General features: G+C 42.8%; 24 protein-coding genes. 12 read left to right on the forward strand and 12 right to left on the reverse strand.

The features are described from left to right. Positions 1-312: 312 nt before the first annotated feature. Complete coding sequence (locus IGJ05_RS14330; protein WP_179135480.1) at positions 313-741, reverse strand: hypothetical protein; 429 nt, start codon at positions 739-741, stop codon at positions 313-315. A 152-nt stretch (positions 742-893) separates the two neighbouring features. Here IGJ05_RS14330 and IGJ05_RS14335 point away from each other — a divergent pair, with 152 nt between their 5' ends. From IGJ05_RS14335 to IGJ05_RS14355, 5 genes are all read left to right on the forward strand, one after another. Continuing rightward, entirely contained in the window at positions 894-1,535 is a 642-nt protein-coding gene (locus IGJ05_RS14335; RefSeq protein ID WP_015510550.1) for a hypothetical protein, read from the forward strand. 26 nt (positions 1,536-1,561) lie between these two features. Then, positions 1,562-2,971 carry an amino acid permease gene (locus IGJ05_RS14340; RefSeq protein WP_010748933.1) on the forward strand — a complete coding sequence of 470 codons (1,410 nt, stop codon included), beginning with the start codon at positions 1,562-1,564 and terminating at the stop codon, positions 2,969-2,971. Positions 2,972-3,000: 29 nt separating this feature from the next. After that, on the forward strand, positions 3,001-4,395 hold the full coding sequence (locus IGJ05_RS14345; RefSeq protein WP_208788302.1) for a glutamate decarboxylase: 1,395 nt from the start codon (positions 3,001-3,003) through the stop codon (positions 4,393-4,395). 536 nt (positions 4,396-4,931) lie between these two features. Further along, positions 4,932-6,380 (forward strand): helix-turn-helix domain-containing protein, encoded by a 1,449-nt coding sequence (locus IGJ05_RS14350; RefSeq protein ID WP_081117141.1) that lies wholly within the window; start codon positions 4,932-4,934, stop codon positions 6,378-6,380. 658 nt (positions 6,381-7,038) lie between these two features. Beyond that, positions 7,039-7,668, forward strand: coding sequence for a helix-turn-helix domain-containing protein (locus IGJ05_RS14355; RefSeq protein WP_081117140.1), 630 nt, complete (start codon positions 7,039-7,041; stop codon positions 7,666-7,668). A gap of 345 nt (positions 7,669-8,013) precedes the next feature. On the opposite strand, the gene IGJ05_RS14360 is transcribed toward IGJ05_RS14355, so the two are convergent. The 4 genes from IGJ05_RS14360 to IGJ05_RS14375 form a co-directional block, all read right to left on the reverse strand. Continuing rightward, on the reverse strand, positions 8,014-8,412 hold the full coding sequence (locus IGJ05_RS14360; RefSeq protein WP_010748936.1) for a YxeA family protein: 399 nt from the start codon (positions 8,410-8,412) through the stop codon (positions 8,014-8,016). 411 nt (positions 8,413-8,823) lie between these two features. Then, entirely contained in the window at positions 8,824-10,245 is a 1,422-nt protein-coding gene (locus tag IGJ05_RS14365) for a cryptochrome/photolyase family protein (RefSeq protein ID WP_081117139.1), read from the reverse strand. Positions 10,246-10,486: 241 nt separating this feature from the next. Continuing rightward, positions 10,487-10,852 carry a DUF2512 family protein gene (locus tag IGJ05_RS14370; RefSeq protein WP_081117138.1) on the reverse strand — a complete coding sequence of 122 codons (366 nt, stop codon included), beginning with the start codon at positions 10,850-10,852 and terminating at the stop codon, positions 10,487-10,489. A 363-nt stretch (positions 10,853-11,215) separates the two neighbouring features. After that, positions 11,216-11,689 carry a DUF3955 domain-containing protein gene (locus IGJ05_RS14375; protein WP_081117137.1) on the reverse strand — a complete coding sequence of 158 codons (474 nt, stop codon included), beginning with the start codon at positions 11,687-11,689 and terminating at the stop codon, positions 11,216-11,218. 425 nt (positions 11,690-12,114) lie between these two features. Between IGJ05_RS14375 and IGJ05_RS14380 the strand changes: the two genes are divergently transcribed. From IGJ05_RS14380 to IGJ05_RS14400, 5 genes are all read left to right on the forward strand, one after another. Then, on the forward strand, positions 12,115-12,429 hold the full coding sequence (locus IGJ05_RS14380) for a rhodanese-like domain-containing protein (protein WP_081117136.1): 315 nt from the start codon (positions 12,115-12,117) through the stop codon (positions 12,427-12,429). Positions 12,430-12,431: 2 nt separating this feature from the next. Continuing rightward, positions 12,432-14,090 (forward strand): FAD-dependent oxidoreductase, encoded by a 1,659-nt coding sequence (locus IGJ05_RS14385; RefSeq protein WP_266166649.1) that lies wholly within the window; start codon positions 12,432-12,434, stop codon positions 14,088-14,090. Further along, on the forward strand, positions 14,083-14,382 hold the full coding sequence (locus IGJ05_RS14390) for a rhodanese-like domain-containing protein (RefSeq protein ID WP_010748942.1): 300 nt from the start codon (positions 14,083-14,085) through the stop codon (positions 14,380-14,382). Before IGJ05_RS14385 ends, IGJ05_RS14390 begins: the two co-directional genes overlap by 8 nt. Then, on the forward strand, positions 14,379-14,639 hold the full coding sequence (locus IGJ05_RS14395; RefSeq protein WP_005230585.1) for a metal-sensitive transcriptional regulator: 261 nt from the start codon (positions 14,379-14,381) through the stop codon (positions 14,637-14,639). The genes IGJ05_RS14390 and IGJ05_RS14395 overlap by 4 nt, the downstream gene beginning before the upstream one ends. Positions 14,640-14,970: 331 nt before the next feature. Beyond that, entirely contained in the window at positions 14,971-16,287 is a 1,317-nt protein-coding gene (locus tag IGJ05_RS14400) for an MATE family efflux transporter (RefSeq protein WP_266166644.1), read from the forward strand. Positions 16,288-16,352: 65 nt separating this feature from the next. Here the strand turns inward: IGJ05_RS14400 and IGJ05_RS14405 are convergent, their stop codons facing one another. Both IGJ05_RS14405 and IGJ05_RS14410 read right to left on the reverse strand, forming a co-directional pair. After that, a complete protein-coding gene (locus IGJ05_RS14405) occupies positions 16,353-16,559 on the reverse strand; it encodes a hypothetical protein (protein WP_005230591.1) in 207 nt (68 codons plus the stop codon). Positions 16,560-16,926: 367 nt separating this feature from the next. Then, complete coding sequence (locus IGJ05_RS14410; protein WP_317756172.1) at positions 16,927-17,667, reverse strand: SDR family oxidoreductase; 741 nt, start codon at positions 17,665-17,667, stop codon at positions 16,927-16,929. A gap of 165 nt (positions 17,668-17,832) precedes the next feature. On the opposite strand from IGJ05_RS14410, the gene IGJ05_RS14415 reads away from it, so the two are divergent. After that, positions 17,833-18,270: a MerR family transcriptional regulator gene (locus tag IGJ05_RS14415; RefSeq protein WP_005230594.1), complete on the forward strand. Its 438-nt coding sequence runs from the start codon at positions 17,833-17,835 to the stop codon at positions 18,268-18,270. Positions 18,271-18,412: 142 nt separating this feature from the next. On the opposite strand, the gene IGJ05_RS14420 is transcribed toward IGJ05_RS14415, so the two are convergent. The 5 genes from IGJ05_RS14420 to IGJ05_RS14440 form a co-directional block, all read right to left on the reverse strand. Beyond that, a complete protein-coding gene (locus IGJ05_RS14420; RefSeq protein WP_010748947.1) occupies positions 18,413-19,162 on the reverse strand; it encodes a SagB/ThcOx family dehydrogenase in 750 nt (249 codons plus the stop codon). A gap of 351 nt (positions 19,163-19,513) precedes the next feature. Continuing rightward, positions 19,514-20,374 (reverse strand): hypothetical protein, encoded by an 861-nt coding sequence (locus IGJ05_RS14425; RefSeq protein WP_266166642.1) that lies wholly within the window; start codon positions 20,372-20,374, stop codon positions 19,514-19,516. A 14-nt stretch (positions 20,375-20,388) separates the two neighbouring features. Next, positions 20,389-21,396 carry a glycosyltransferase family 2 protein gene (locus IGJ05_RS14430; RefSeq protein WP_266166641.1) on the reverse strand — a complete coding sequence of 336 codons (1,008 nt, stop codon included), beginning with the start codon at positions 21,394-21,396 and terminating at the stop codon, positions 20,389-20,391. A gap of 170 nt (positions 21,397-21,566) precedes the next feature. Continuing rightward, positions 21,567-22,667: an iron-containing alcohol dehydrogenase family protein gene (locus IGJ05_RS14435; protein ID WP_096741884.1), complete on the reverse strand. Its 1,101-nt coding sequence runs from the start codon at positions 22,665-22,667 to the stop codon at positions 21,567-21,569. Next, positions 22,603-23,604 carry a bile acid:sodium symporter family protein gene (locus tag IGJ05_RS14440; protein WP_010748949.1) on the reverse strand — a complete coding sequence of 334 codons (1,002 nt, stop codon included), beginning with the start codon at positions 23,602-23,604 and terminating at the stop codon, positions 22,603-22,605. The genes IGJ05_RS14435 and IGJ05_RS14440 overlap by 65 nt, the downstream gene beginning before the upstream one ends. A gap of 600 nt (positions 23,605-24,204) precedes the next feature. Here IGJ05_RS14440 and IGJ05_RS14445 point away from each other — a divergent pair. Beyond that, entirely contained in the window at positions 24,205-24,840 is a 636-nt protein-coding gene (locus IGJ05_RS14445) for an NAD(P)H-binding protein (protein WP_438725328.1), read from the forward strand. The last annotated feature ends 190 nt before the right edge of the window (positions 24,841-25,030 follow it).

Raw genomic sequence — 25,030 nt, forward strand, 5'->3', positions numbered from 1 at the left:
GGTTGCTTGGGATTTGGGGGGCTTAGCTTGCTAAGCAATGATCGATCACTAAAAAATGATCAAAACAGAATAGGCAATTTTTTGTTTTTAATCAAAAAATGTTGATCGTTTTATCAAGCAGAGGATGGCACAAGTAAGTGGAAAGTAGGTAGTGGCTATTTTTTGTGTTCAGGATGGGGAAGTAGATTTGTCTAGGATACACTTGAGGATAAACGTTTGAGGATCATTTGTTTTTGACTTACCTATGTGCCATCACTGCGAAAACCCTGTGGATGAAGGCGTCGTGTACGACACCAGATACTCGGATGAGAACTAAGGACGGTTGATTGCCCGTGCCTGACACGCTTTTTCTAACCGCAAAGTCGTAAGGGCTGAAGAGCTGCAACGCTGAGTAAGTTGGCTGCCCCGTGCGGTTTTTGGTGTTTTTTGAACCCTACAAGCTGCTATTGCTCCTCGCCTATTCGTCGCAAGCTTGGAAGGCTTTCTCAGAAAATGCCCGTCAGCTGTCAGCACGTTGTCTTTTGCATCAGGAAGCATCAGCGTTCCAACAAACCTTGGTGACCCAGAAGGAAACCACTCATTTTTGGCAACTTTTATCCCAGAAATCGTTGCGCTAGAAGTATGTCCGTCCGTACTTTCCAGAAAAAAGGCAGCTGAAAGTGGGCAGATACCCAACAAAAAGGCGGTTATGACGACCACAAGCGCTCTCAAAAAACTCAGTCCTTTCTTTTCAATGGTCATTGTTCTTATCTGCACTTCATGATAGCACCGAAACGCGAAGTATTTTTCGCGTTTTTTTGTTTTTAAAATAAAAAATTAGATATTCGCTTTTTTTAGATAAATGGTATACCTGAGATGGAATAAAAATAATAAAAGAAAGGACAGGATTTACAATGAAAAAAACATCATTAGTTGCAGGTTTCGTTTTAGGTGTAGGCGTTTTGTTCACTCTAGGTGCGTGCTCAACAGTGGAAGAGTCAGGGGAAGTGGTCTCTGGGTCAGGAACCGAAACGTTGATCAGTGATTCTTCAGATGAGGTGATCGTGGGAAGTGAAAAATTGAGTGATGACGGGTATTTTGAAGAAATCGTAACCAAGGGAATCGATCCGAAAGTCAAAGATGTTGTTTGGTATGAAACGAATTATGAAAATGCTGGTTGGGATCACATTCGCTTTTTAGTGAACCATGTAAAAATTGTGAATGTAGAAGCGTTCAAACACAAAGACAAAGAATACAAAACATTGCTTTCACTGAAATATCAATTGTTTAATGAAGATTCGAAAGACAAAAAAATCAAACCTGACAAAGCCTATTTGGTGTTGAATGATGGCAAGAAAATTGAAGCGGAAGTATTTGTGGACTATTTAGATGATGAAATTTTGACCCATGACAAACACAAAGATGGCTTTATTCACTTTAAAGTAGCACAAGAACAAAGTTTGCCAGCGATCAAAGCAATCGAAATCGAATTTAAAGCAGATGGCGATCTGACACATACGTACCATATTGATCTTTCTTCCGCTGCTGAAAAATAGTATCTAACGATAGGAGGTTGAAAAAAATGGATACTAGCAAGAAAAAACTATCATTGTTGAGTTTTTTTGCGATAACTGCTTCAATGGTGATGACGGTATATGAGTATCCAACCTTTGCGACATCGAAGATGAATCTAGTTTTTTATTTACTCGTCGGCGGTTTCCTCTGGTTTATCCCTGTAGCCCTTTGCTCTGCGGAGATGGCTACTGTAAAAGGATGGGAAAAAGGGGGACTCTATACCTGGGTCTCAAAAACATTAGGGAGAAAATGGGGCTTTGCTGCCATTTTCTTCCAATGGTTCCAAATCACGGTAGGCTTTATTACGATGATTTACTTTATTGTCGGGGCGCTTTCCTATGCCCTAAATTGGCCGGCTCTTAATACCAATGTTTGGCTGAAGCTGATTGCCACTTTAGTGATCTTTTGGTTGATTACGATCTCGCAATTTGGCGGAACAAAAAATACCGCGAAGATTGCCAAAGTAGGGTTCTTTGTGGGGATCGTCGCAACTGGGATCATACTTTTTATCCTAGGAATTGTCTACATTGCTCAAGGAAATCCCATCAAAGTTTCCTTTGGCTCAGGCGCATGGATTCCTGATTTTACAAAAATCAATACGCTGGTCGTTTTTGTTTCCTTTATTTTGGCCTATGCAGGGGTTGAATCTTCTGCCAGTCACGTAAAAGACATGGACAATCCTGGAAAGAATTACCCGAAAGCCATTTTGATTTTAGTCGTAGCGACTATTCTTTTGGATACGTTAGGTGGGGCAACGGTGGCTGCCACGATTCCCCAAAATCAATTGTCTCTTGATACTGGTGTGATCCAAGCTTATTCTTATTTGATCCATCATTTTGGCGGCGGGGAATGGCTGGTTCGTTTGATTGCCGTGGTCATCTGTTTAGGTGTCATTGCAGAAATTGCCGCTTGGGTAGTCGGCCCATCAACGGCGATGCTTGAAGCAGCTGAAAATGGCTTGCTGCCAAAACAAATGGCCAAAGTCAATCAACACAATGTTCCAATCAATATCGTTTTGGTGCAAGGCATCATTGTTTCTATTTGGGCGGTTGTCTTGACATTAGGCGGCGGGGGCGCCAATCTATCCTTCTTCGTTGCGATGGCTTTGACGGTCTGCATCTATCTGGTTGCTTATGTCCTCTTGTTTCTTTCGTATATTAAGTTAGTCAAAGAAAAAGACGACTTAACAAGAACGTATCATATTCCTGGGGGGAAAAATGTGAAAATTGGTGTTGCGATGGTTGGTTTGCTTGTTTCTATTTTTTCTTTCTTTATTTCCTTCTTTCCACCGAGCGATATCGGATCGGGAAAAGGCGGAACCTATTTAGCCATCTTGATCATCAGCTGGCTGATAATTGTCGTGATACCGTTTGTCATCTATAAATACGTAGGTGAAAAAGCAAGCGATAAAAAATAAAAAGCACAACCTATGAGGAGGAGAGCTGCATGTTATTTAGTAAAAAAAATCGAAAAGAAGCCCAATATTTGGAACCTATCTATGGGAATGAGGCAATGGATCGGGCGATCCCTATGTACAAATTGCCAAAAGAGTCCTTGGTACCGCGGGATGCCTATGAATTAGTCAAAGATCAATTGATCGATGAAGGGGTCTCAAGACAAAATTTGGCGACGTTTTGTCAAACCTACATGGAACCAGAAGCAGTCAAAATCATGAGTGAAACCCTTGATAAAAACGCCATCGATAAAACCGAGTACCCACGGACAGCAGAAATTGAAAACCGCTGTGTCAACATGATCGCTGATTTATGGCATGCACCAGAAGCGTCCGATTTTATCGGTACATCAACGGTAGGATCAAGTGAAGCGTGTATGCTAGGTGGATTGGCCTTAAAATTTGCTTGGCGCAATCGGGCAAAAAAACTTGGCTTAGATATCAATAAACAAAAACCAAACTTAGTGATTTCTTCTGCCTATCAAGTCGTTTGGGAAAAATTCTGTGTTTACTGGGACATTGAAATGCGGACGATCCCTATCGATGAAGAACATGGCAGCATCAATGTTGAAAAGGTCACAGACTATTTAGATGAATATACGATCGGGGTCGTCGGTATCTTAGGGATCACTTACACTGGACGATACGATGACATCAAAGCACTAGACAAGAAATTAGAGGAATACAACAAACACACCGACTACAAAGTCTACATCCACGTGGATGCGGCTAGTGGTGGATTGTACACGCCATTTATGGAACCAGAACTTGAATGGGATTTCCGTTTGAAAAATGTTCGTTCCATCAGTACGTCTGGACATAAATATGGGTTAGTCTATCCTGGTATCGGTTGGGTGCTTTGGAAAGAAAAAGATTTCCTTCCAGAAGAATTGGTCTTCAAAGTAAGTTATCTTGGCGGTGAAATGCCAACGATGGCCATCAACTTTTCAAGAAGTGCCAGCCAAATCATCGGACAATATTACACCTTTATCCGCAATGGGTTTGAAGGCTACCGCTTGATCCACAAAAAGACCAGTGATGTTGCCCAATATTTAGCAAAAGAGATCGAAAACATGGGCTACTTCGATATTTATAATGATGGGTCACGGTTGCCGATCGTCTGCTACAAATTAAAAGAAAATGCCGACATTTCTTGGAATTTGTATGATTTGACGGATGAATTTGCCATGAAAGGCTGGCAAGTCCCTACCTATCCATTACCTGATAATCTATCACATATCAATATCCAACGCTTTGTCTGCCGAGCAGATTTAAGTATGCAAATGGCAATGGATCTGGTGCAAGACATGAAAGAAGGAATCGAGCGCTTGAACAAGCGACCAAGCCGTCATGTTTCATCCGACCAAACCTATGGCTTTTCACATTAAGAAACGGTATCGTTAGAAACCCGTTCATTGCTTTTTTCAATGAATAAAAAGACCCTTTATGAAACGTTTTTTGCAAGACTGAATGAACAATGGTTTATAGAAAAATCAAAGGCGGTTGCATCGACTGCCTTTGATTTTTTTGTTTATAAGAACGGGTAAGCACTTGATAGTATTATTTTTTAAGAGAAAGTAAAAAAATGGCGCTTGATAATTTCATTTATTGACATTTCTAGCTTGTGATAGTATTAATTATTATGGTCTAAATATATTTTTTTAGAGAAGAACGTTTTACATAAACAAAAAGAAAATCCGAGAACATTGTCGCGAGGAAACTCTGAGGAAAGTTCGTCTGGCAGGCGCATTTTTGTTCGTTCGTTTTGGTTTATTTGGGGAGTAAGTGAAGGAAAAGTATGTGTAGAAAGGGCCTGTTTTTACTACATTTGTTTGTTTCATAGGAAATGTACTGCTATCTTTTTCTGTAAATTGGTTGTAACTATTCGAAAAGAATAAGGATTTACACAGGAGGAAAAACAGTCATGTATAAAGAAGACTTACTGGATAAAGACTTGAAATTGGAGTATATCTTGCTCAAATTCTTGTATTTATCGACGGGTCATATCAAAAAAAGTGATGCGTGTCGGGAATTAGAGATTACGATGCCAACCTTGACGAAACTATCAGAAAATCTTCAGCAACAACTAAAAAATGAGAAGGTCTCTTTTGCAATCAACCGTTATACCCTTGATCTGCAAGTAAACGACAGCGTCTCATTGGATGATTTGACCGACACGTTATTGAAAAAATCTGTAAAATATCAAATCATCCATTATTTGTTTCAACATGCAGGCTATGATGCTTTCGTATTAGCCGATGAATTAAAAATAAGCGTGGGGACACTGAATCGTGTGATTGCAGAGTGCAATCAGCTGCTGCAGCATTTTGAATTAAAGATAAAGAACAAAAAGCTAGCGGGAACGATGACGCAACGCATTTATTTTTACTATAATTTTTTAAAAATGGGGGAAACAGCGATCGACTCTGTTTTGATCGATGAGCTGGTGGCGGAGCTAGCGAAAAAAATAACCCTCTCGATTGCGCAACAAAAGCAGTTGAAGATCTGGCTATTTGTGATCATGAAAAAAGTCACGCCTCACACAACCGTGGGAAGCTTAAGTCCAGAGGAACAAATCAAAATCAATCGCTGCCAAGAAATGCCGATTTGTCGCTTTATTCGACAGGCCTATGTGTCGAAAAAAAGCATCTGTTCAGTAGACGAAGCCAAGATCGTCCCCTTCTTTATCTGTCTTTTTCTCGTTACGGTAGGAGGAATTCCTTACGAGGAGCTTCGCTTAGGGTTGTATACCAATAAAAATCCTGTCTTTGAGATCACCGATGAAGTCATGGCAGCGATCCAGTCCATTTATTGTCTTGAAGCCTCCCATACGACGATCGATATTAAAGCCAGTGTCTTCTCCTTGATCGCACAAGTCTATTACTTTCATGGGGTAAATTACTCCATTGACCGAGTCACCTTGAATTATTACCACAAGCTATTTCACAATTCCTTGCGAGATCAAGTGATTACAGACATCCTGCAACACATTATTGCACCAACTAACTTGTTTACGCCCACGAAACTCAACTACCTCAAGAAACGTCTGGTCTTTTTAATCTATCTGTTATCACCGAAAGAGGAATATCGAGTACGGATCGGGGTCTTAAATATGGGCTCCAGTCTTTTGGCAGATGCTTCCATTTACTTGTTGAAAAATGAACTAAAAGGGAAACAAAATGTGACTATTTCTCCTTATAACAATGAGGAAGAATACGATTTGCTGATTTCAAACGCCCGTGTCCCTCAACTTGGCAACAATTATGGTCAATTTTATCAAGTGACTGCCATCGGTGCCGATTTAGATGTCAATCAGGTTTCTGCGATCGTCGATCAAATTGCTTACTCTAAGTACCATTCTTTTGTGGTGTGAGCCATTACTTGTTAGTTAAAAAGCAGTGAGTCAACAGATAGGTGATTCGCTGCTTTTTCAATTATCTGCAAAGGATGAGAAGGAAAAGGAGCTTGAATTGCTCTTATCATTGATGACGAAATAAGAATAGGGATCAGTCAAGCAGCTTTCTGCTAGATAAATGTGCCCAGTATCCTTGTATAACGTATCGCAACAGAGCAGAAGACATCAAGCGTGAAAATAATAGAAGGGATTCAAAATGCTGATTTTGGAAGGAGGTAAAAAAAGATCCCCATAGAGATGTGGGTCTGGCATCGTTAATTAGCTCTATCAATATCGACAAACCGACTAGCTATATTTTTCCAAAAACAGAAGTATGATAAAATAGAATTCAACTAATAGTTTAGTTCTGATTTCCTCTATTCCGCACTCCGTTCATTGAAAAGTTAATCTCAAGGAAGTTGTCTTAATGGTAGAGAGAAGAAAAAGTCAAAGAATTAAGGCAATCTAAAAAGATGACTCAAAAAAGCTTAACAGAAATTCTGAACGATAATTTTTTTAGTAACTAATGAAAGCGTTTAAACAAGCCCTGAGATAGAACTCAACCAATAGTTTAGTCCCCATTCCCTCTATTCAACGATCCGTTCATTGAAAAATTAATCTGAAGGGAGTTATATTAATGTTAGATTTAGGAAAAAATATCAAAGAATTAAGACAATCTAAAAAGATGACCCAAAAAAGCCTAGCAAAAATGTTGAACGTTACGCCACAAGCTGTATCTAAGTGGGAAAGAAACGAGAGTAATCCAGACATTCAGACGCTTATATCTTTGAGTAACTACTTCAATGTTTCTGTTGACGAGATTTTAGGAAGGAAAAGACCTACTTTTTTTGAGACTCTTTTTTCTAAAAAGAAAGGATATCAGCAAATGGAAAAAACAGGAGATTTAATTAAACCAAAAGATTCAGTAGAAGAAATGAAGTTGAAAAAAGTTATCATTTTTGATATCGTTTTTAGCTTCATTGCAGACCAAGGACTTTTACAAACGCAAGCTTTAAGTAGGAAACTGGAGATGCTTATGCAGAAAAGAGGACAGAAAGTTCTCATTGAGATTTATAATTCGAATCAGGTAAATCAATATGGCGGTGAAGCCGATCTTATTTTGCTGACTCCAACTTTCGGATATGCGAAAAACGAAATTGAACAGAATTTTCCTACAACACCAGTCATAGCTATTTCAAAAAAAGATTACGGGATGCTTAATGTTGAAAAATTGTACAAAGAGATAGAAAATGCATTCGATCAATAGCGGTTCTCAAAAGATTTGCTATTTTTGTTTTACGTTTCCCTTTGGGACTTTGGTTGGTTCAGCAACCTTATCCGCTATTTCGTTTGATTGAGTTTCTGATCGTAGACTCAAAGTTGTGCGGCACCACTTCCTGTTCCTTCTCCTTACTATATTCGGCTTGTGGTTCGCTGCACTTGCCAGTAACTATCTGCGAGTGGATTTGCACCAGCTAGAGAAGTGCCATCCATGTCCAGTAGACTCAAAAAAGATGAAAATCACTAACAAAAAATCTGAGCCAGAATGTGGTTTATTCTGACCCAGATTTGATATTGTAAAACTCATTAGTCCTTATTAACAAAGATTTCATTAGTTTTGATTTTCTAATTTCTCTAGAACCTTTTTGGGAATTGCGTCTTTTTCAACGCCATTCGGGCCTTTTATTGTACGCTTTTCACTGATCACCGCTTTTACATAAGAATTTGGTGTTAAGGGTTTTGCGTTATCTTCTGATAGTGAAACCTCAAGGGTTTGGGTGCTGCCATCTTCTTTTACAAAGTTTAATGTGTAATCGTAAGAATACCAAGGAGACTGGTCACCGATGCCGCTCTTACTTTCGTGTTGGACTTTAGGCGGAATCTCAGAGGGGACATACGCGTAAGCTGTTTGTCCTGAGTAGGTGGATTGATAATATTCATATCCTTTGTACCCAACGAATCCTAAAAGTACGACTAAGATGAATCCGATTATTTTTTTCATATAAACCATCCTTATCCTCAAATATGGAGCTATTATAACAGAATGGTTCTATAGATGACCTTTCATCAGACGAACAGTTTTGCAAGGAGAAACGTTGCTATCCAGTCGTGAAAAAGCAGGGAACGCCGCTAGTAAAGAGTTCGATCTATAAATCCTCAGGGGATTGGTGCTTAGAGCGACTAGAAATAAGAGGGGAAGTAGACGACAAGATCTTAATTAAAAAACACAGCATGGAAAATGCTTCTTTTATGTATGCCCAGCAGCAGACAGCTTGATGAGACGTGCCGTTTGTTTTTTCACTATAGAAAGGCGAAAGAGGGCGCACCAGTTTCATAAAAAACCAGCAAAGGCGCTCCGTAAGAGACCGTCTTTGCTGGTTTTTTCTACCGAAAATGCTTGTGAGCAGTCCATGGCAGCTTTTTATGGTTCGATTTTACTATACAAATCGAGGGCTCTTTTTCTGGCTTCGTTGTGGTCGACTATAGGCAACGGATAGTCGGTGCCTAAAACTACCTTTAGGTCGGCTTGTTCTTCGTCAGTCATCAAGTAAGGTTCATGGATGAATTTTAGCGGCAACTGGGCGAGTTCGGGGACAAATTGTTTGATAAACGTCCCATCCTTGTCGAATTTTTTCCCTTGTGTAATGGGGTTGAAAATTCGAAAGTAAGGAACCGCATCGGTGCCAGTCGAAGCTGCCCACTGCCAGCCGCCGATATTGCTGGCAGCGTCGTAGTCGATCAATTGTCGAGCAAAATAGGCTTCTCCTTGCCGCCAATCGATCAGTAAATCTTTGGTTAGAAAGGAAGCGACGATCATCCGTAGACGGTTATGCATCCAACCGGTCTGATTCAGCTGCCGCATCGCGGCATCAATGATCGGATAGCCGGTTTGCCCTGCTTGCCATTTGGTTAGCACCTCTTCATCCTTTCGCCAATCCATGTTTCGATATTTCTCAATGAGTTCATAGTTTTTTTGTTCAGGATGGCTGAAGTAGATCATATGATAAAAATCTCGCCAAGCCAGTTCTTTTAAAAAGGTCGCTTTGCCAGTGCTTGATGGCATTCCTTGGCAAGCGGCCCAAACCTTCCGAATGGAGATTTGTCCAAAAGACAAGAAAGGGGACAGGCGGCTGGTTCCTTTGATCGAAGGGATATCACGGTCTTTTTCATAGGTGGCCAAACGCTTTTGCACAAATGCTTGCAATTGCTTATGCGCATAGTCTTCCCCAACGATCGTTGAAAAATCGGTCTTTCTATTTTCTAGCAGCTTAGCAAGCAGCGCTGTCCCTGCTTTGAAGTGAGGGGCATCATCAAAATGAACGGCTTTTTCAAAATCGAGGGCCTGCTTTTGATACACCGGTTTGGGCAATTGAATCCATTTCTTATAGTAGGGGGTAAATTTTTTGTAGTACGTCCCATCCTCTTTGGTGACTTCTGTTGGTTGATGCAGATGATGGTCTTCAAAAGAATGGACAGTGATGCCTTTTTTCTCGACCAATTCTTTTATGTAGAGATCACGTTTACGACCAAATCCACGGTTATCAAAGTTGAAGTAAAGCTGGCTCCATTCTGGATAGCAAGCGAACAACTGATCAAAGGCTTCTGTCAAAGTCCCTGTCAATAGGTGGATCGTCAGATTTTGCTTTTTGGCAGCCTCGATAAAGTGAGCAACTGCGCTAAAAAAGTAATCATGACTTGGCGCCTCGGGGAGAAACTGCTTGTCATTGAGATGAAATACACACAACAAATGGTCGTTTTCTTGAAGAGACGCAAGCGCCTCAGTCAGTGCCGTGTTGTCCTCTAAGCGTAGATCCTTTCTAAACCACATCACATGAATTGCCATACAAACCTCCTTGATAATATAACCGTGCAAAAAACGATCGGATTTCGTTTATAGTAATGGAAAGATGGGATTTATTCAAATTTGGCGATTGCTTTAGCTAACCAGAAATCTTGGCAAGCGTCCGTGATTATAGAAAGCATATGGAACAAGAAGATGCGTCGCTTTTCAATAGCCGATCTTGTAAACAAAAAAAATCGAACACAGAACAAGAGTCTGCGTTCGATTCTAGCAATCAACAAAATTATTTCATTTTTCGTTCATCTGGCACGATATCTGCTTTTAACAACCAGATGTGGAAGAACCATTCTGCCACACCGATCAATACTGCTGGGATCAATACTAGCATCCAAATATCATTTGTATAGTCCATATAAGTCAGATATAGCCATAGGATAAGGGCTGCTGCGCCGGCATCTGCGATCGTTGCCGCAATGTTACCGATCTTCCGCAAAATGACCAAGTCGCCTAGCACATAGATCATCACCACAATGATCACACCGACGGTCGTCGAGTCCATAAAACTGACATCGTAAATCCCTGACAACACAATCCACAAAATCGCCCAAATCATTAGTGCTTTGACAACCAACGCTTTTAGATGTTTCATTTCATACACTCCTTTTTATTATTTATTCCAAAAGCAAGAAGGTCATCGTTAGTGATAACCTTCTATTTCAAGGCTATCATCTGACATTTTTTGTGTCAAAAAAAAGGATTGGTTTGGTTTTTTATACTATTTTAAGCATAATTGCTTGACGAATGGTCGTGAATAGTTTAAACATTTTAAGGAATAAGTAGTGGGATTGATTTGTGAAATGAAAGAAGAATAGAGGGGATTTTGTAAGGAGATAAAGTATCGGTACAGTATTTACTGGAATCAAACAATTTAGCATGGCAATTTAAATGGAGCGACCCGCCAAAGTCAGATTTTGATCTGCTTTTCGAGGGTCGCTTTATGCCGTCTTCTTATTTATTTTCTCCTAACAGCTCGAAAATAATTGAGCCCGGTTCCTGCAAATACTACGAAACTAGCCAATAGGAACAAAAATCCTACAGGAATCAGGTAGAAATTTTCATGTAAAATGCCGGATTGATCGATGTATTCTACGGCGCTTGCTTTGATGAAGAAGCAGGCAAAGCCGAATAGTAGTAAAAATGTTCCGATCAAGGTCGTGATCAAATTGAGTTTGGCGCGTCGGGTCTCGCTGCCGTCTTTGATTAGTTTTTCAGTGATCTTGTTCACTTGAGTTCCTCCTAAAATCAATTCATCAAGCGAGAGTTCAAAAATCGTGGCGATGGCAATCAGCATTTCTAAATCTGGTAGATTACGATTGTTTTCCCAGTTCGAAACGGCTTGTCTTGTCACGTGTAGTTGAGTGGCAAATTGTTCTTGGGTCAAGTTATTTCTCGTACGTACTTCTTTGATTTTTTCGCCAAATTCCATCTTTTCTTCCTTTCGCTGATGTGACTTAAGCATAGTTTAAACGCACGTTGATTCCAAGAAAGCAGGGCTTGCTGCTTGATAAATCAAGGGAAAGTGGTGCTTGCGTCGCTTTTTTGTCCGCTCTTGGTTAGGGCGGGAGCCAATCATCTTTAATAATCAAAGCGATCAGCTGCTAAGTAAACGATTTGATACTTGTTATTTTTACAATGTATCTTTTCTTTTATTATAGCATTGTGATCGAGGGGAGGGAAATGTGTGATACGGGTCTTTCGCTACTTGATTGGTAGATGTCTAACAGCTGTCGAGAGTATCGAGCGGGGAGCAGCGCAACAGCAAGTTTCTTTTCTTAAAGAAAATCACTTAGTTGACAAATCGCAAAACATCTTGTTTAATATACCCCAAGGGGTATACGAAAGGAGCAAGAAATGTTTTCACTATTTAAGCGCATACCAAGTATGTCAACAGCAGATTTACAAAAAGAAGGAGCCAAAGAATGGACGGTTCTGGATGTACGCACACCGGCGGAGTACCGCAACGGGCACATTGCCTATGCGAAAAATGTACCGTTAAATAAGGTTGCTGGATTTACTCAAAAAGGCGACAAGAAACTGGCAGTCATTTGCCAATCGGGGATGCGAAGCAAACAAGCAGCCAAAATCCTAAGTAAAAAAGGTTTTGATGTGGTCAACGTTCGTGGCGGCATGAATCAATGGCGCGGAACAACCAAAGGAGGAAAGTAATGATGGAAAAAATAGTTATTGTCGGTGGGGTAGCAGGTGGAATGTCGGCAGCCACGCGCTTACGTCGGCTTAAAGAAGCAGCGGAGATCATTGTTTTTGAAAAAGGTCCTTTTGTCTCTTTTGCGAATTGTGGGCTGCCGTATGCCATTTCTGGTGAGATCAAAGAGCGGGACGCCCTATTGGTCCAAACACCTGAAGCACTAAAAAAACGGTTCAACTTAGATGTGCGACCTTTTCATGAAGTACTGGCGATACAGCCAGAGGAGAAAACGGTGACGGTCAAACATGGCGAACACGTCTTCACGGAATCTTATGATGCGTTGATTTTATCGCCGGGGGCAAAACCGCTAGTACCAGCGATCAAAGGGCTAGAAGAAGCAACCAACGCCTTTTCTTTGCGCAATGTTCCTGACTTAGACCAAATCATGGTGCATCTTGAAGACAAAAAGCCTCAAAAAGCGACGATCATTGGCGCTGGGTTTATTGGGTTAGAAGTCGCTGAAAATTTACATAGAAAAGGCCTCGAAGTAACGATCGTAGAAAAAGCACCCCACGTATTGCCACCTTTGGACGAAGAAATGGCTGCGTATATCAAAAATGAATTGATCAAGCAAGGGGTCAAAGTTTTGACCTCGCAGTCAGCGACCGCTTTTGAAAAAGCAGGGCAAGAAATCGTTCTGGAAGATGGCACGGTCCTGGCCTCAGATGTCACGATTCTTTCGGTAGGTGTCCAACCAGAAACGGATTTGGCGAAACGTGCTGGTATTGAACTGGGACACCGGGGGGGTATCCTAGTAGATGAGCAATACCAAACCAGCAAGAAAGATATTTACGCGGTGGGTGATGCCATCGTTGTGAAACAACAAATCACCAACGAAGACACGTTGATCTCCCTGGCGTCACCAGCCAACCGCCAAGGTCGGCAAGTAGCTGATGTGTTGGGAGGACTGGCTCGTAAAAACAAAGGCAGTATTGGGACTGCGATCGTGCGCGTATTTGATCTTGCCGCAGCGTCCACCGGGTTGAGTGAGCGCAGCGCCAAACTGGCAGGGCTAAATCCCCAGGTGGTTCATCTTTCAGGCAAAGACCATGCAGGGTATTATCCTGATGCGACGGATGTTTATTTGAAACTGATTTTTGATGCGAATAATGGAAAAATCTACGGTGCGCAAGGCATCGGTGCCAAAGGGGTCGATAAACGAATCGATATATTGGCAACAGCGATCAAAGGCGGCTTAACGATCTTTGACTTGCCTGAACTGGAATTCACCTATGCACCGCCTTTTGGCTCAGCCAAAGATCCAGTGAATATGCTTGGCTATGCAGCGATCAATCTGGCGGAAGGAATCAGTGAGAATATTCAGTGGCACGAATTGACGGATGCCTTAGAAAACGGTAAGCAGTTGTTGGATGTTCGTTCAGAGATGGAATTAGCCAATAATGGGCGTTTTCAACAGGCGCTCCACATTCCGTTAGATGAATTGAGGGATCGGTTGTCTGAATTGGATCCAAGCGTCTCGTATGTCGTTACGTGTCATAGCGGATTGAGAAGCTACATTGCCGAACGCATCTTAAAACAAGCGGGCATCAATTGTCAAAACCTCGATGGTGCCTTTTCGTTGTATAATACTATTAAGCCGGAGATGATTATTCATGATTAAAGCAATATCTATGGAGGAATTTGCCCAAAAAGAAAAACGTGAACCACTTGAGATCCTTGATGTCAGAGAAGTCGATGAGTTTGCACAAGGACACATCAAAACAGCACAAAACCTACCGTTGAGCGAACTGACAGAACAAATCAGCGACTTAGAGAAGGATAAAAACTACTATGTCATCTGTCATTCAGGGGCTCGTTCGCAAATGGCATCTGAATTTTTGAGCCAGCAAGGGTTTCAAGTGACCAATGTCCTCGGCGGCATGTCAGCATGGAGAGGAGAAATCAAACGATGACCGCATGCAACAAAGATATCTTGAATCGGTTAAAACGAACCGAAGGGCAGTTGCGGGGGATTCAAAAAATGATCGAAGACGAGAAAGAATGCGTCGATGTCATCACGCAATTGTCCGCCGTCAGTTCCAGTGTTAACCGTATTATGGGGATCATTGTCGCTGAAAATTTGAAAAATTGTTTGGAAAATCCAGACAGCGACACGGAAACCCAAAAGCAGAAAATCGATCAAGCCGTTCAGCTGATCGTGAAGAAATAACGGGATTTTTGAAAGGTTTGTCGCGTTTTTTATCATCCCATGGAAAAGGTTCAGAAGAGCAGCATGTTCTTCTGAACCTTTTTACTCTTCATCAGCGATTGCTTGTCGACGCCAATAGAGGAAATAAGCGGAGATTGTCGGTATGTTTTGTTTTTTAATTATGAAGGAATATACACCGAGAAGGCTGTATGGTTAAATGGAGGGAGAAACGTCAAAACGCCTGATGGGTCGTTGCGTATTTATAGCGACCAACGATCGCTTTTCTTGTGACTAAAATCACAATAAGCGAGTGGGTGTTGCGCAGTTATGACGAATGAGAGAGGAGAGCTTTTTGAACAAAAAAATACAGTCTTTTACATTGCCTTTGATTGCTTCCAATTTGTTTCAAATCATTATTGCGCAAGTTTCATTAGCGATTATTTCAAGAAGATCCACGGAAGCGCTGGCGGCGATCGCGCTGATCGACGGGTTTCTCTATGCTTTTGCGGGTATTTTAGGTGCGATTGGCCTTGCTTTTAATATTTATGGCGCAAAGGCAGTCGGACAAAGAGAAGAGACGCAGTTAAATGATTATCTGTCGTCGGTTCTTTTTCTAGTAGTCGCGATCGGCGTGAGCTTTTTCCTGATTTTCCTGCTTTTTGGACGCGGCATTTTGCAGGTTATTTACGGATTTAGTGGGGAGCTGCTAAGGACCGCAACATTGTATCTTGCAATCATGTCTCCCTATATTTTACTTACGTTAGTCACGTTTGTTTTTACTAGCCTTTTAAAAATTGAAAAGAAAACGAACTACATCCTCGGTGTTTCCATTATTAGTGCGTTGGTACAGGTGTTGCTTAGCTATCTACTGATCAACGGCAATCTCGGTTTTCCCGCAATGGGGGTCTTAGGCAGTGGCATCGCAAATATGCTTGCGACTTTGTGCTTGCTGGGGATTTATGGGGTTCTTTTAAGAGAAAGTCTAGCCAGGGGGCTGAAACAAAGACCACGAAAACGCACCTTTTTATTGAAAAAAGCGGTCCCCTTAATGATTCAGGAATGCTTTGAAGGTTTAGTCTTTATTATTGCTTTTGAAGCTTTCGTCTCACGATTGGGTGTCAGTACGCTGGCAGCCTATGCGATCGGCAGCCAAGGATTGATGATCGCACGGTTGCCTGCTTTGATGTATGGCAACGCAGTGACCGTCTTTGCGAGTGAGGCGAATGGTCAGAACAATCGTCAGAAGATTTTAGCAGTGGGGAAAAGTGCCTTCGTTTCTTCTTTCGTGGCTTATGTCGGAATTGCCAGTCTGATCTGGGGCTTTCGTCCTGCTTTTTTTCAGTTGTTTACTACAGATGTCGCTGTTTTAGACTTGTTGCCAGCTATTCTACCAATCATGCTGGGGATAATGCTCGTCAGTCCGTTATATGAAATCACAAAATACCTATTACAAAGCTTGGAGTGCAGTCGCACGGTTTGTGTGTTGACAGGATGCGTCAACAGTCTGGTTTTAATGGGAATCATGGGCTTTTGGCGCAATGGGCAGCTGAACTTTTTCTTCCTCTACTGTCTATACGGCATGAATTTCCTGATTCTCGGTGGTTTCTTTGCAGGGCTGTTTTATTGGACGATCAAGCAGCGTGATCCTCAGGGCAAAGGACGCCTTTGAGGGTTAAAAAAGCGAAGGTGCTGCTGATCCTTCGCTTTTTCGTCGCCTACAATTGGACAGGGGGATTAATTGTGGCTGACTTCTTCGTAAAAAATGGCGTTGCGTTCTGCAATCAGTTGGGTTTCCCTTCGCTCTAATTCAAGAAAGGTTTCGTCTGCCAGCAATTCGGCAGCAGAGTAGCCGGCAGCTAAGAAATTTTCGGCATAGGTCAATTTTTGATTCGTAATGTTTCTTCGTTGCTCGGCAATAATGAGTAGCTGTTTTACATTCATATACACACTCCATTCTTTTATAAAAAGCAAGTACTAAGAAGAGGACAGCTAAGGCAGTACTTGCAAGTCAACGGTGAAGGTAGGGCTGCGCGCTTGCTCGGCTATTCATTGCTCATCAGGAGAACGTTCGGTGGGTTTCCGATCAAACGGGTTTATACGGAAGCTTTGTACTAAGTATAAAAAAATTTCCCCCGAAGCAACAGAACCTAGTCGTTTACATAAAGCAACCATTGGTTTACATTCTTTGGACAAGCGGGTGTTACAAGAAAATCAAGTAATTTTTCCAAGAAAACGGTGGGATTTGACGACAAAAAAACCTGCGACCAGCCTGAAGCGGTCGCAGGTTTCGTAGATAAGTAGAAATAGCTTAAACGGTTTGTTTTGCTGGGCGCAGTAAGACTTCGCTGATCGCCACATGTTTGGGCTGTTGAATGGCATAAACCACTGCATTTGCTACATCTTCTGGCGTTAGGCTGTTGCCTTCTATGCGAGAGGTTTCTTTCAAGGCTGCTTCTAGTTGAGCATTGCCGACGGTTTCAAACAATTCCGTGGAGACCATTCCTGGAGAGACGATGGTGGAGCGAATGCCATGTTCACGTTCTTCTTGGCGCAAGCCTTCCATGATTGCACGAACGGCAAACTTTGTCCCGTTGTACACGGCAGAACCTGGGTAAATGACATGTCCGGCAACTGAGTCAGTGGCGATGATCAAGCCGTCTTGCTGTTTTTGCATGATGGGCAACACAGCGCCGATCCCGTTCAATACCCCCATGATATTGATATCCAGCATTTTTTGCCAGCTGTCATAGTTCAACTCTGCCAAGTTTCCTTGAGGCATGATGCCAGCATTATTGAAAAGGACATCAATCCGACTAAAGGAGGCCATGGCTAAATCAATGACTTGTTGGACTTGTTCGCGATTGGTGACATCAGCTGTTTGATACAAGACATTTTCTGCTAATTTTTCAGCCAGTGCTTTGATGCGCTCTTCACGACGGGCAGCGATCACTACTTTTGCCCCTTGCTCGGCTAGTTTAACGGCAGTTGCTTCCCCAATTCCTGAAGATGCTCCCATAATTACGATAACTTTTTCTTTGATTTCTGTCATTTGTATATCCTCCAGTGAATGATTTTTTCATCGAATCCTGCTACTGACAATGGTGAACCTGTGAGACGATAGGTGATTGACAGTACAGTGCTTGCGGTGTATTTTAATTGTAGAACTTGAAGTTAGGTTTAGGTCAAGCAATAAACAAAATTTTTTTTAGGAGCGATGCAAGTGAGTTACTCGATTGGCGAAGTATCACAAACGACTAATATCCCCATCTCGACTCTGCGTTATTACGATCGAGAAGGGATGTTTCCGAAGCTGGCCCGCAGTAATGGCGGCATTCGGGTGTTTTCAGAAAAAGAAGTAGCGACGATCAAAGTGATCGATTGTTTGAAGAATACTGGCATGCCTATCAAAGACATCAAGAATTTCTTGGATTGGGGCGAGGAAGGCGATGCGTCTTTGCAGAAACGGCAGCAGCTGTTTCATGAACGTCTGGAAGAAGTCACAAAGCAAATGGCAGCCTTGCAAGAAACCATGAATACGATCAAATACAAATGCTGGTACTACGATACCGCGATGGCAGCAGGCACCGAAGCGGTGGTAAAAGAGTTGCCGCTAGAAGAAATACCCGAAGAAGTCCGAGCATACAAACTGTAAGTCCATCGAAAAACCACCTGCTGTTTTTGCAGGTGGTTTTTCGATTCTACTGGTTTTTCTGGGAAAATCAACCTTGCCAGTTGCCGTTTTCTAACGGCAGTTCGTCAGTTCCATGAAAATTGGGTTTCGTTCGTCGGCAGTGTTACTCAATAACGCCTACAGGAATCAAATAGCGGGGTTCATTTTCCGTTGGCAGCTGCAGCAGCTCTGTGAGTTCATGATCCGTGAAGGCGCCGATCGGCACAGCGCCTAAGCCTAACGCTTGGGCTTGTAAAAGGACATTTTGGGCGGAATGACCGACTTCGATATAGGCATAGCGTTCGATTCCTCGGTCCCCATAGCGCTCAATCAGTCGTTCATAAACCACTGTATAAAGCAATGTGGCAGGTGCCCGTTGGATCGCTTGCTGGTCCAACGAACCTTCCGCCAGTGCGGTCCGAAAATCGCCGGCAAGAACTTTTGCTAAGGTATGCTGCTCTGGTTGATACAGATAAAGCCCTGGCTCAAGCCCCGTTACCTGTGTGACCACGACATAGAGGTCTAAGGGATACAAGGCACCAGCCGAAGGCGCTGTCCGGCGACCATCTTCTGTAGTGACACCGGCAGCGGCCCATAAAAGCTGTGCCAGCTGTTCTTGTGTTAGCTCAGTGTCTAGAAAATCCCGTTGCGAGCGCCGCTCGAAGAGAGCTTCCGCCACACTGGTTTCCCCGTCTAAGATTGGTTGCGGCAATGGAAAGGTTTCATAGGAAACTGCTGGTTCAGAAGAAGTGGCGGTGTTAGTAGTCGGTTGTTCTTCAATTGGTGCCGTATCCGCACTGCAGCCAGTGAGGAGTAAGCCCAACACCAAAAGAGCGCCTAAATGAACAAAGCGAAATCGTTTGTAACGGGTCATGAGGGTTCCTCCTTTTTTAAGGACTTCGTGTTATTTATAAGTATAACAAGGATTGCTTTTTCATGCGCTTTTATTCACAAACGGGTGAGCAGTGACAAGCGTATCAGCTCAATCAGGTCATAGGAAAAGCAGACTTTTTAATATTTTCTAAAGGCTTAAAAAGTATTTGCCATCGAGACATCATCAAGATTCTGTTCTGGCTCTTTCCATCAATGATCATTGGAAAAGGATGCAGCAAACGCCAGAGTGTTATCTAAAGGAAGAGAATCATCAGAAGATGGAGAACTGTCCTTTAAGGAGCTTTCTGGAATCAATAAAGCCCCTTTGTCTTTTGCGACAAAGGGGGCGGGGCTAACTATTCATTTCTGCGACTTCTTCCTCCATATCAAATTCCAACTGTTTGGCAGCATTGAGCTGGTCGCTATAGTAGCTGGCAAGCTCTTCAGCAGATTGCGGTGTTAGATTGTTGAAGGCAAAAGTCACATAGGTGCCATGATCCTCCAGACAGATCGAATTGATGGTGAAGCGGTGTTTATCATCGTAAAAGGTATAACTTTCGCCTGGTACGAATAGTTGCTCGGGATGGGTACGGATACGGAAGCCGTTGAAACTCATTTGATACATTTCGAACGTCTTTGCATCATAAGAAAGCTGACGATTGATGGCGATACTCAAGGCTTCACTATCACTTTCGATAAAACGGTTTTTCCCGATCAAAATGGCATAAAACAAGCCATAGAGGTTATAAAGCGACCAAATCAAGGTCACGATATAGCCGAATTCATAGCCTTCTCCTCGGTACAAACGATACCCAGCCACCAGACAGGCAAAGGAAATCCAAGTAAAGAGGATGATGTGGGGCAAGACGGTTCGCCAATCAAAGGCGTTGCTGCCGACGATCTCTTTTTTGGTCACGTTGAATTTTTTCTGTGATTTCATAAATTCTTTGATCAATGCCCCAGTGTGGATAGGAGCGACAAAGCAATCATAGATGTGGGAGCTTGTCAGGTTCCTGATTTTAGGGACATACAGCCGAAACGACAGGGAAATCATAATGAAAGGCGGTAAAAAGAACAGCAACAATTGGTGATTGTTGCTTCTGACGATAAAGATATCAAAAACCATAAATAAGGTTGGTGCCAATAAAAAGATGATTTTTTGGAAAGAGGTAAACCAATACAAATAGGAGTTGTAATAACAAAGTTTTTGCATGAACGACAATCCTTTTAAGCGCGCGGTTTGAAGTGGTCAAAAATTTGTTTCGTTCCTTGCGCCCACCGAGTCCGTTGTGAGGTCAGCTCTTTGGCAGTGTAAGGAGTGATCCCCAAGGCATAGGCTTTATTGATAAAAATCGTTTCATAGCCGGCGTCTTGTAAAAGCATCCCGGTCGCCATATCTTCGGTGATACTGCTGGTAGGAACGCCGCCGATCTCTTCAAGGGCACTGCGACGAATGATGGCATTGGTACCGATATGGATCAAAGCATTCTCACGAGAAAGTGCAGGTTCTAGAAAGCGCATGAATAATTCCTGTTCGTTGTACATGGATTTGCGCAGTAATTGAAAGGGATCTTTGTTATAAAATGTTTGTGGATATTGCACCAATGCGACTTTAGGATTGCGGAAATAGTCGACAGCTTCAAAAATAATGTTCTTTTTGACGATAAAGTCAGCATCCAGAAGCAAAATCAAGTCACTGCTGGTTTGAGACAAGGCATAGTTGATATTCCCAGCTTTAGCATTGGCATTTCCTTCGCGGGTCAAATAGCCGAGGTTCATTCGCTCGGCCATTTCCTTTAGTTCCTCTCGATGGCCATCATCGCAGATATAGATTTTTTTGTTGGGGTATTTCAAGGCTTTGACAGCCAGTGCGGTGGCGATCACCAGTTTGATGTCTTCATTGTAAGTACAAATAAAAGCGGCGACACTTGGTAAGAATTCTTCTGCTTCATCCCCCTCGTAGCGGTATTCTTTTGAGAGCTTATTGGAAAAAAGGTAAACAAAAAAGCCATAGACAAACAAACCAATGACTTCCGCAATATAGAGAATGATCCCAAATACTAGTGAAGCAGAACTATCCATAGGGATCGTGAAAAACAAACGCCAAACCAAGTAAATAAGCAGAAAAGCAATCGTAATCTTCGAAAACAGCTGTTTGATGCGGTTATTTTTCTTTGCCAGAAAATACAACAAGAAAATGACCAAAAACAACCCAGATAAATAAACCAATTCCAAACCAATCTCCTCCTTTGTTATACTAAAATAGTAATAAGTTTTTAAAAATAAATCAAAGTAAACGATTGCATGTTTTTTAACATGTAAGAAAGAAGAAGGAGGACAAGTACGAAGAAGCGAAAAAAGGCCATACAAAAACCCTCCAGCAATTCGTTGCTGGAGGGTTTCATTTAATTGGCAGCTGCCAATGCTGCTTGGTTTTGTTTGGCATGATAGGCTTCCACGTCTAGGATTGCCTGTTTAAACATTTCTCGCGTGATCTCATAAGGCACGTGGACGATGTCATTGGTGGTCATTGCTTTGTCTAAGATTGCCTCAAGGTCGCTGGTGTCGTTAAGGCCCATATCCGCTAGGCAAACCGGCAGTTTGTTTTCCTTCATAAAGGCGTAGATGCGCTGGAAGAGGGCATCTTGCTGATCGAGCTGCAACAAGGCCAAAACGCCGTAACTAACGGATGCGCCGTGTAAATAGTCTTCCATTTTTTCCAAAACGGTCGTTCCGTAGTAAAAGGAATGGGCAAGGGCGGAGTTGTAATCATTGATGACTAAGACGGAAACTAAGCCGGTGGTCACGATGATATCCAAGACGACTTGCTCAATGGCATAAGACGGCTGATTGGCGGCACTGTCTTTCAAGGCTTGTGTGCCGTATTGCAATAAGCGTTCCGTACACATTTTGCCGATTTGGATGCCTAACCCATCGGTGTAATCTAGCTGATCGCCCCGCGCTGAAAATGTCGATTCGATCTCTTTGGAGAGGGCATCGCCGATTCCTGCCCATAAGTACTTGTCGGGGGCTTGGGCGATGATCTCACTGTCGATAAAGGCATGGGTCGGCGGTTGCGAAGGGAAAAACAACCCTTGCATCTCGCCGTTTTCTTTATAGATGACACAAACCGCGGTGACTGGTGAGCAGTTGGAGCCGATCGTTGGGAAGGTGAAGACTGGTTTGCCAGCTTTTTCCCCAACCACTTTGACGGTATCGCAGACGCGGCCGCCACCAACGGCGAATAGAACATCGGCGGCTTGGACACTTGGAGTAGCTAACAGCTGATCGACGTTTTCATAGGTCGAGTTGCCGCCGTACCACAAGGTATCCGTCACTTGGACTGCTGACGTTAACGCGGCTTTGATCTTGTCTTCGGCTTTTTCAAGGGCGGTTTTTCCGCCGATGATCACGGCATTGGTGCCGTATGGTTTTACGATGTCATTTACTTTTTCGTAGGCGTCCGCCCCGATTGTGTAGTTTGGCAAAAAGATACTTTGACTCATACTTTTCTCCTTCTTTCTTGGCCACGAGATTGGCTAAAATTGGTCCGGTAATTTGATGGATCACCATGCCGACTGCGGCAGGGGTAACGGCTGCAGCAATGGCGGCAAAGTGGGCATTGGCTAACGAGATCGCTAGGCCAGTATTTTTCATTCCTAATTGAAACATGATGGATTTGGCTTGGGTGGCACTGACGCCCATCACACGGCTCAGACCATAGCCGGCGCCGTAGCCGATCAAGTTATGGAGCAAGACTAAGAAAATCACGATCAAGCCAGATTGGACGATGACGGCGCCGTTGCGAGCGACAGTTCCTGCAACGATCAATAAGATACTGACGGAAGAAATCAACACAAATGATTGCAGAAATCGCTCGATGTGCTTGGCAATGAGTTTGTGGACGATCACCCCTAAAATGATCGGCAAAAGCACCATCTGCAAGACAGACAAGAGCATTTCCCAGAAGGAGATCTCGGTGTACTGACCAGCCAAGACATAAACCAAAAAGGGTGTAACGACGGTCGCTAACAAGGTCGATACCGTGGTCATGGAAACGGTGAGGGCGACATCGCCTTTGCCGATGAAGGTCATGACATTGCTGGCGGTTCCGCCAGAAACGCAGCCTAGTAAGACAAAACCGATGATCAAACCGGAAGAAAGACCAAACAGCTGTGCTAAGCCGTAAGCCACCAAAGGGCTGATGGTGAACTGGAAAAGCACCCCTAAGATGAATGCTTTGGGCTGTAAGACGACCATTTTAAACGCAGCAACGTTTAGAGTCATCCCCATACAAAACATGATGATGCTCAAAAGAATCGTTGTACGAGGCGGAATCCATAAGAAGGGTTGCGGGAAAAAATAAGAGACGATCATCAATAAAATCATGATGTAGATCAAATACTTGTTTACAAAAGCAGCGATCGTGTTGACGGTTTTCATAATAAAAAATCATCCTTCCTTTTTTCTGCTTGACCAATCAAGTGTCCAAACAGAAGGGGTCTTTAGAATAAGTGCAGTGCATAACCGCGGGGAATCGGCAGCAGTTGGTCAACGAGCGTTTCGGATCTATCTGACATCAAGGTGTCAGCTTGCAAAAGGCCGCTTTCTTGAAAATGGGTATAAAAAAACACTCCATCTCAAGAAGCTGTTCTTCTTTTTGGATGCAATGTGAATAGGGACTCTTTGAATGTATAAAATCAAACAGTCCCGACTATAATAATAAAATAATTCGTTTGCTAACATTGGTGCGGGTCATATACGCCACCGTCCTTTTCTTTATTTTGAATTTTCTAAATATTTAAATTATTTCTACCTAGTCTACAAAAGAGTCAACGCTTTGTCAATCGTTTGAGAAAATTTTTTTCATTTTTTTGGGTGTTTTTTAAAAAACATGGGTTTCTATGGGGAAAAACAGCAAGAATTGGTTTGTGCTGTGCTTTTTTCCCCATCGTTTAGAAACAGAATAGTTGTTGGATCTTGGTTTTTGTCCTACGATGATACTAGCAAGAGTTGGAAAAAGAAACGAGAGGAGCAAAGAAAATGAAAATTTTTGTCGTTGGTGCTACTGGACGAGTAGGCCAAAAATTGATCACCTTTCTAGAAAAACAAGGACACATCGTTTATGCTGGTGCGCGCAGCAGTGAGAAAATCACAGAAACGGAGACGATCAAGCCCGTGTTCTTTGATTTACACACGGAACCGGAAGAGATGGCGGCGAAATTCGCAGATGCGGAAGCGGTATACTTCGTGGCGGGTTCCCGAGGCAAAGACTTGCTGCAATCTGATCTGTATGGTGCGGTCAAAGTGATGCAAGCCGCTGAAGCAAAAGGAATCAAGCGCTACATCCACCTTAGCTCAGCCTATGCCTTAGAACCTGAACAGTGGCAAAGGGAAGGCATGGCGTCATTGATGGATTACACGATCGCCAAATTTTTCTCTGATCGCTGGCTGATCGACAACACCGCACTAGACTATACGATTTTGCAGCCGGATGCGTTGAAAGAAACACCAGGATCTAGTTTGATCGAGATCAGTGAAACGACCTCTGGTGCGATCCCCATCGAGGATGTCGCCGTCTTGTTAGGTGAAATGCTGGAACGTCCAGCAACTTATCAAAAAGTCATCAAAGTCCAAGCTGGGGAAACCCCCATCAGCGAGGCACTGGATCAGCTTTAAGGCGAGCCTTTGGGCTTGAAGAGAATGTACTGAAGGAGCTGTACGGCAATGAATCGTTGGCGTGCGGCTTTTTTTTGTGAAGAAGCCAGTCACTTTTCATTTTTGAAAGCGGTGACTCTTGACTTTGGAAAAATAGTTTGTTACGCTTATTGCTAACTTTAGAGGGGGTGGTAAACGAATGTCAAGCGAC

The organism is Enterococcus sp. AZ167, from assembly GCF_051714025.1.
Taxonomy (GTDB): Bacteria; Bacillota; Bacilli; order Lactobacillales; family Enterococcaceae; genus Enterococcus_D; species Enterococcus_D casseliflavus.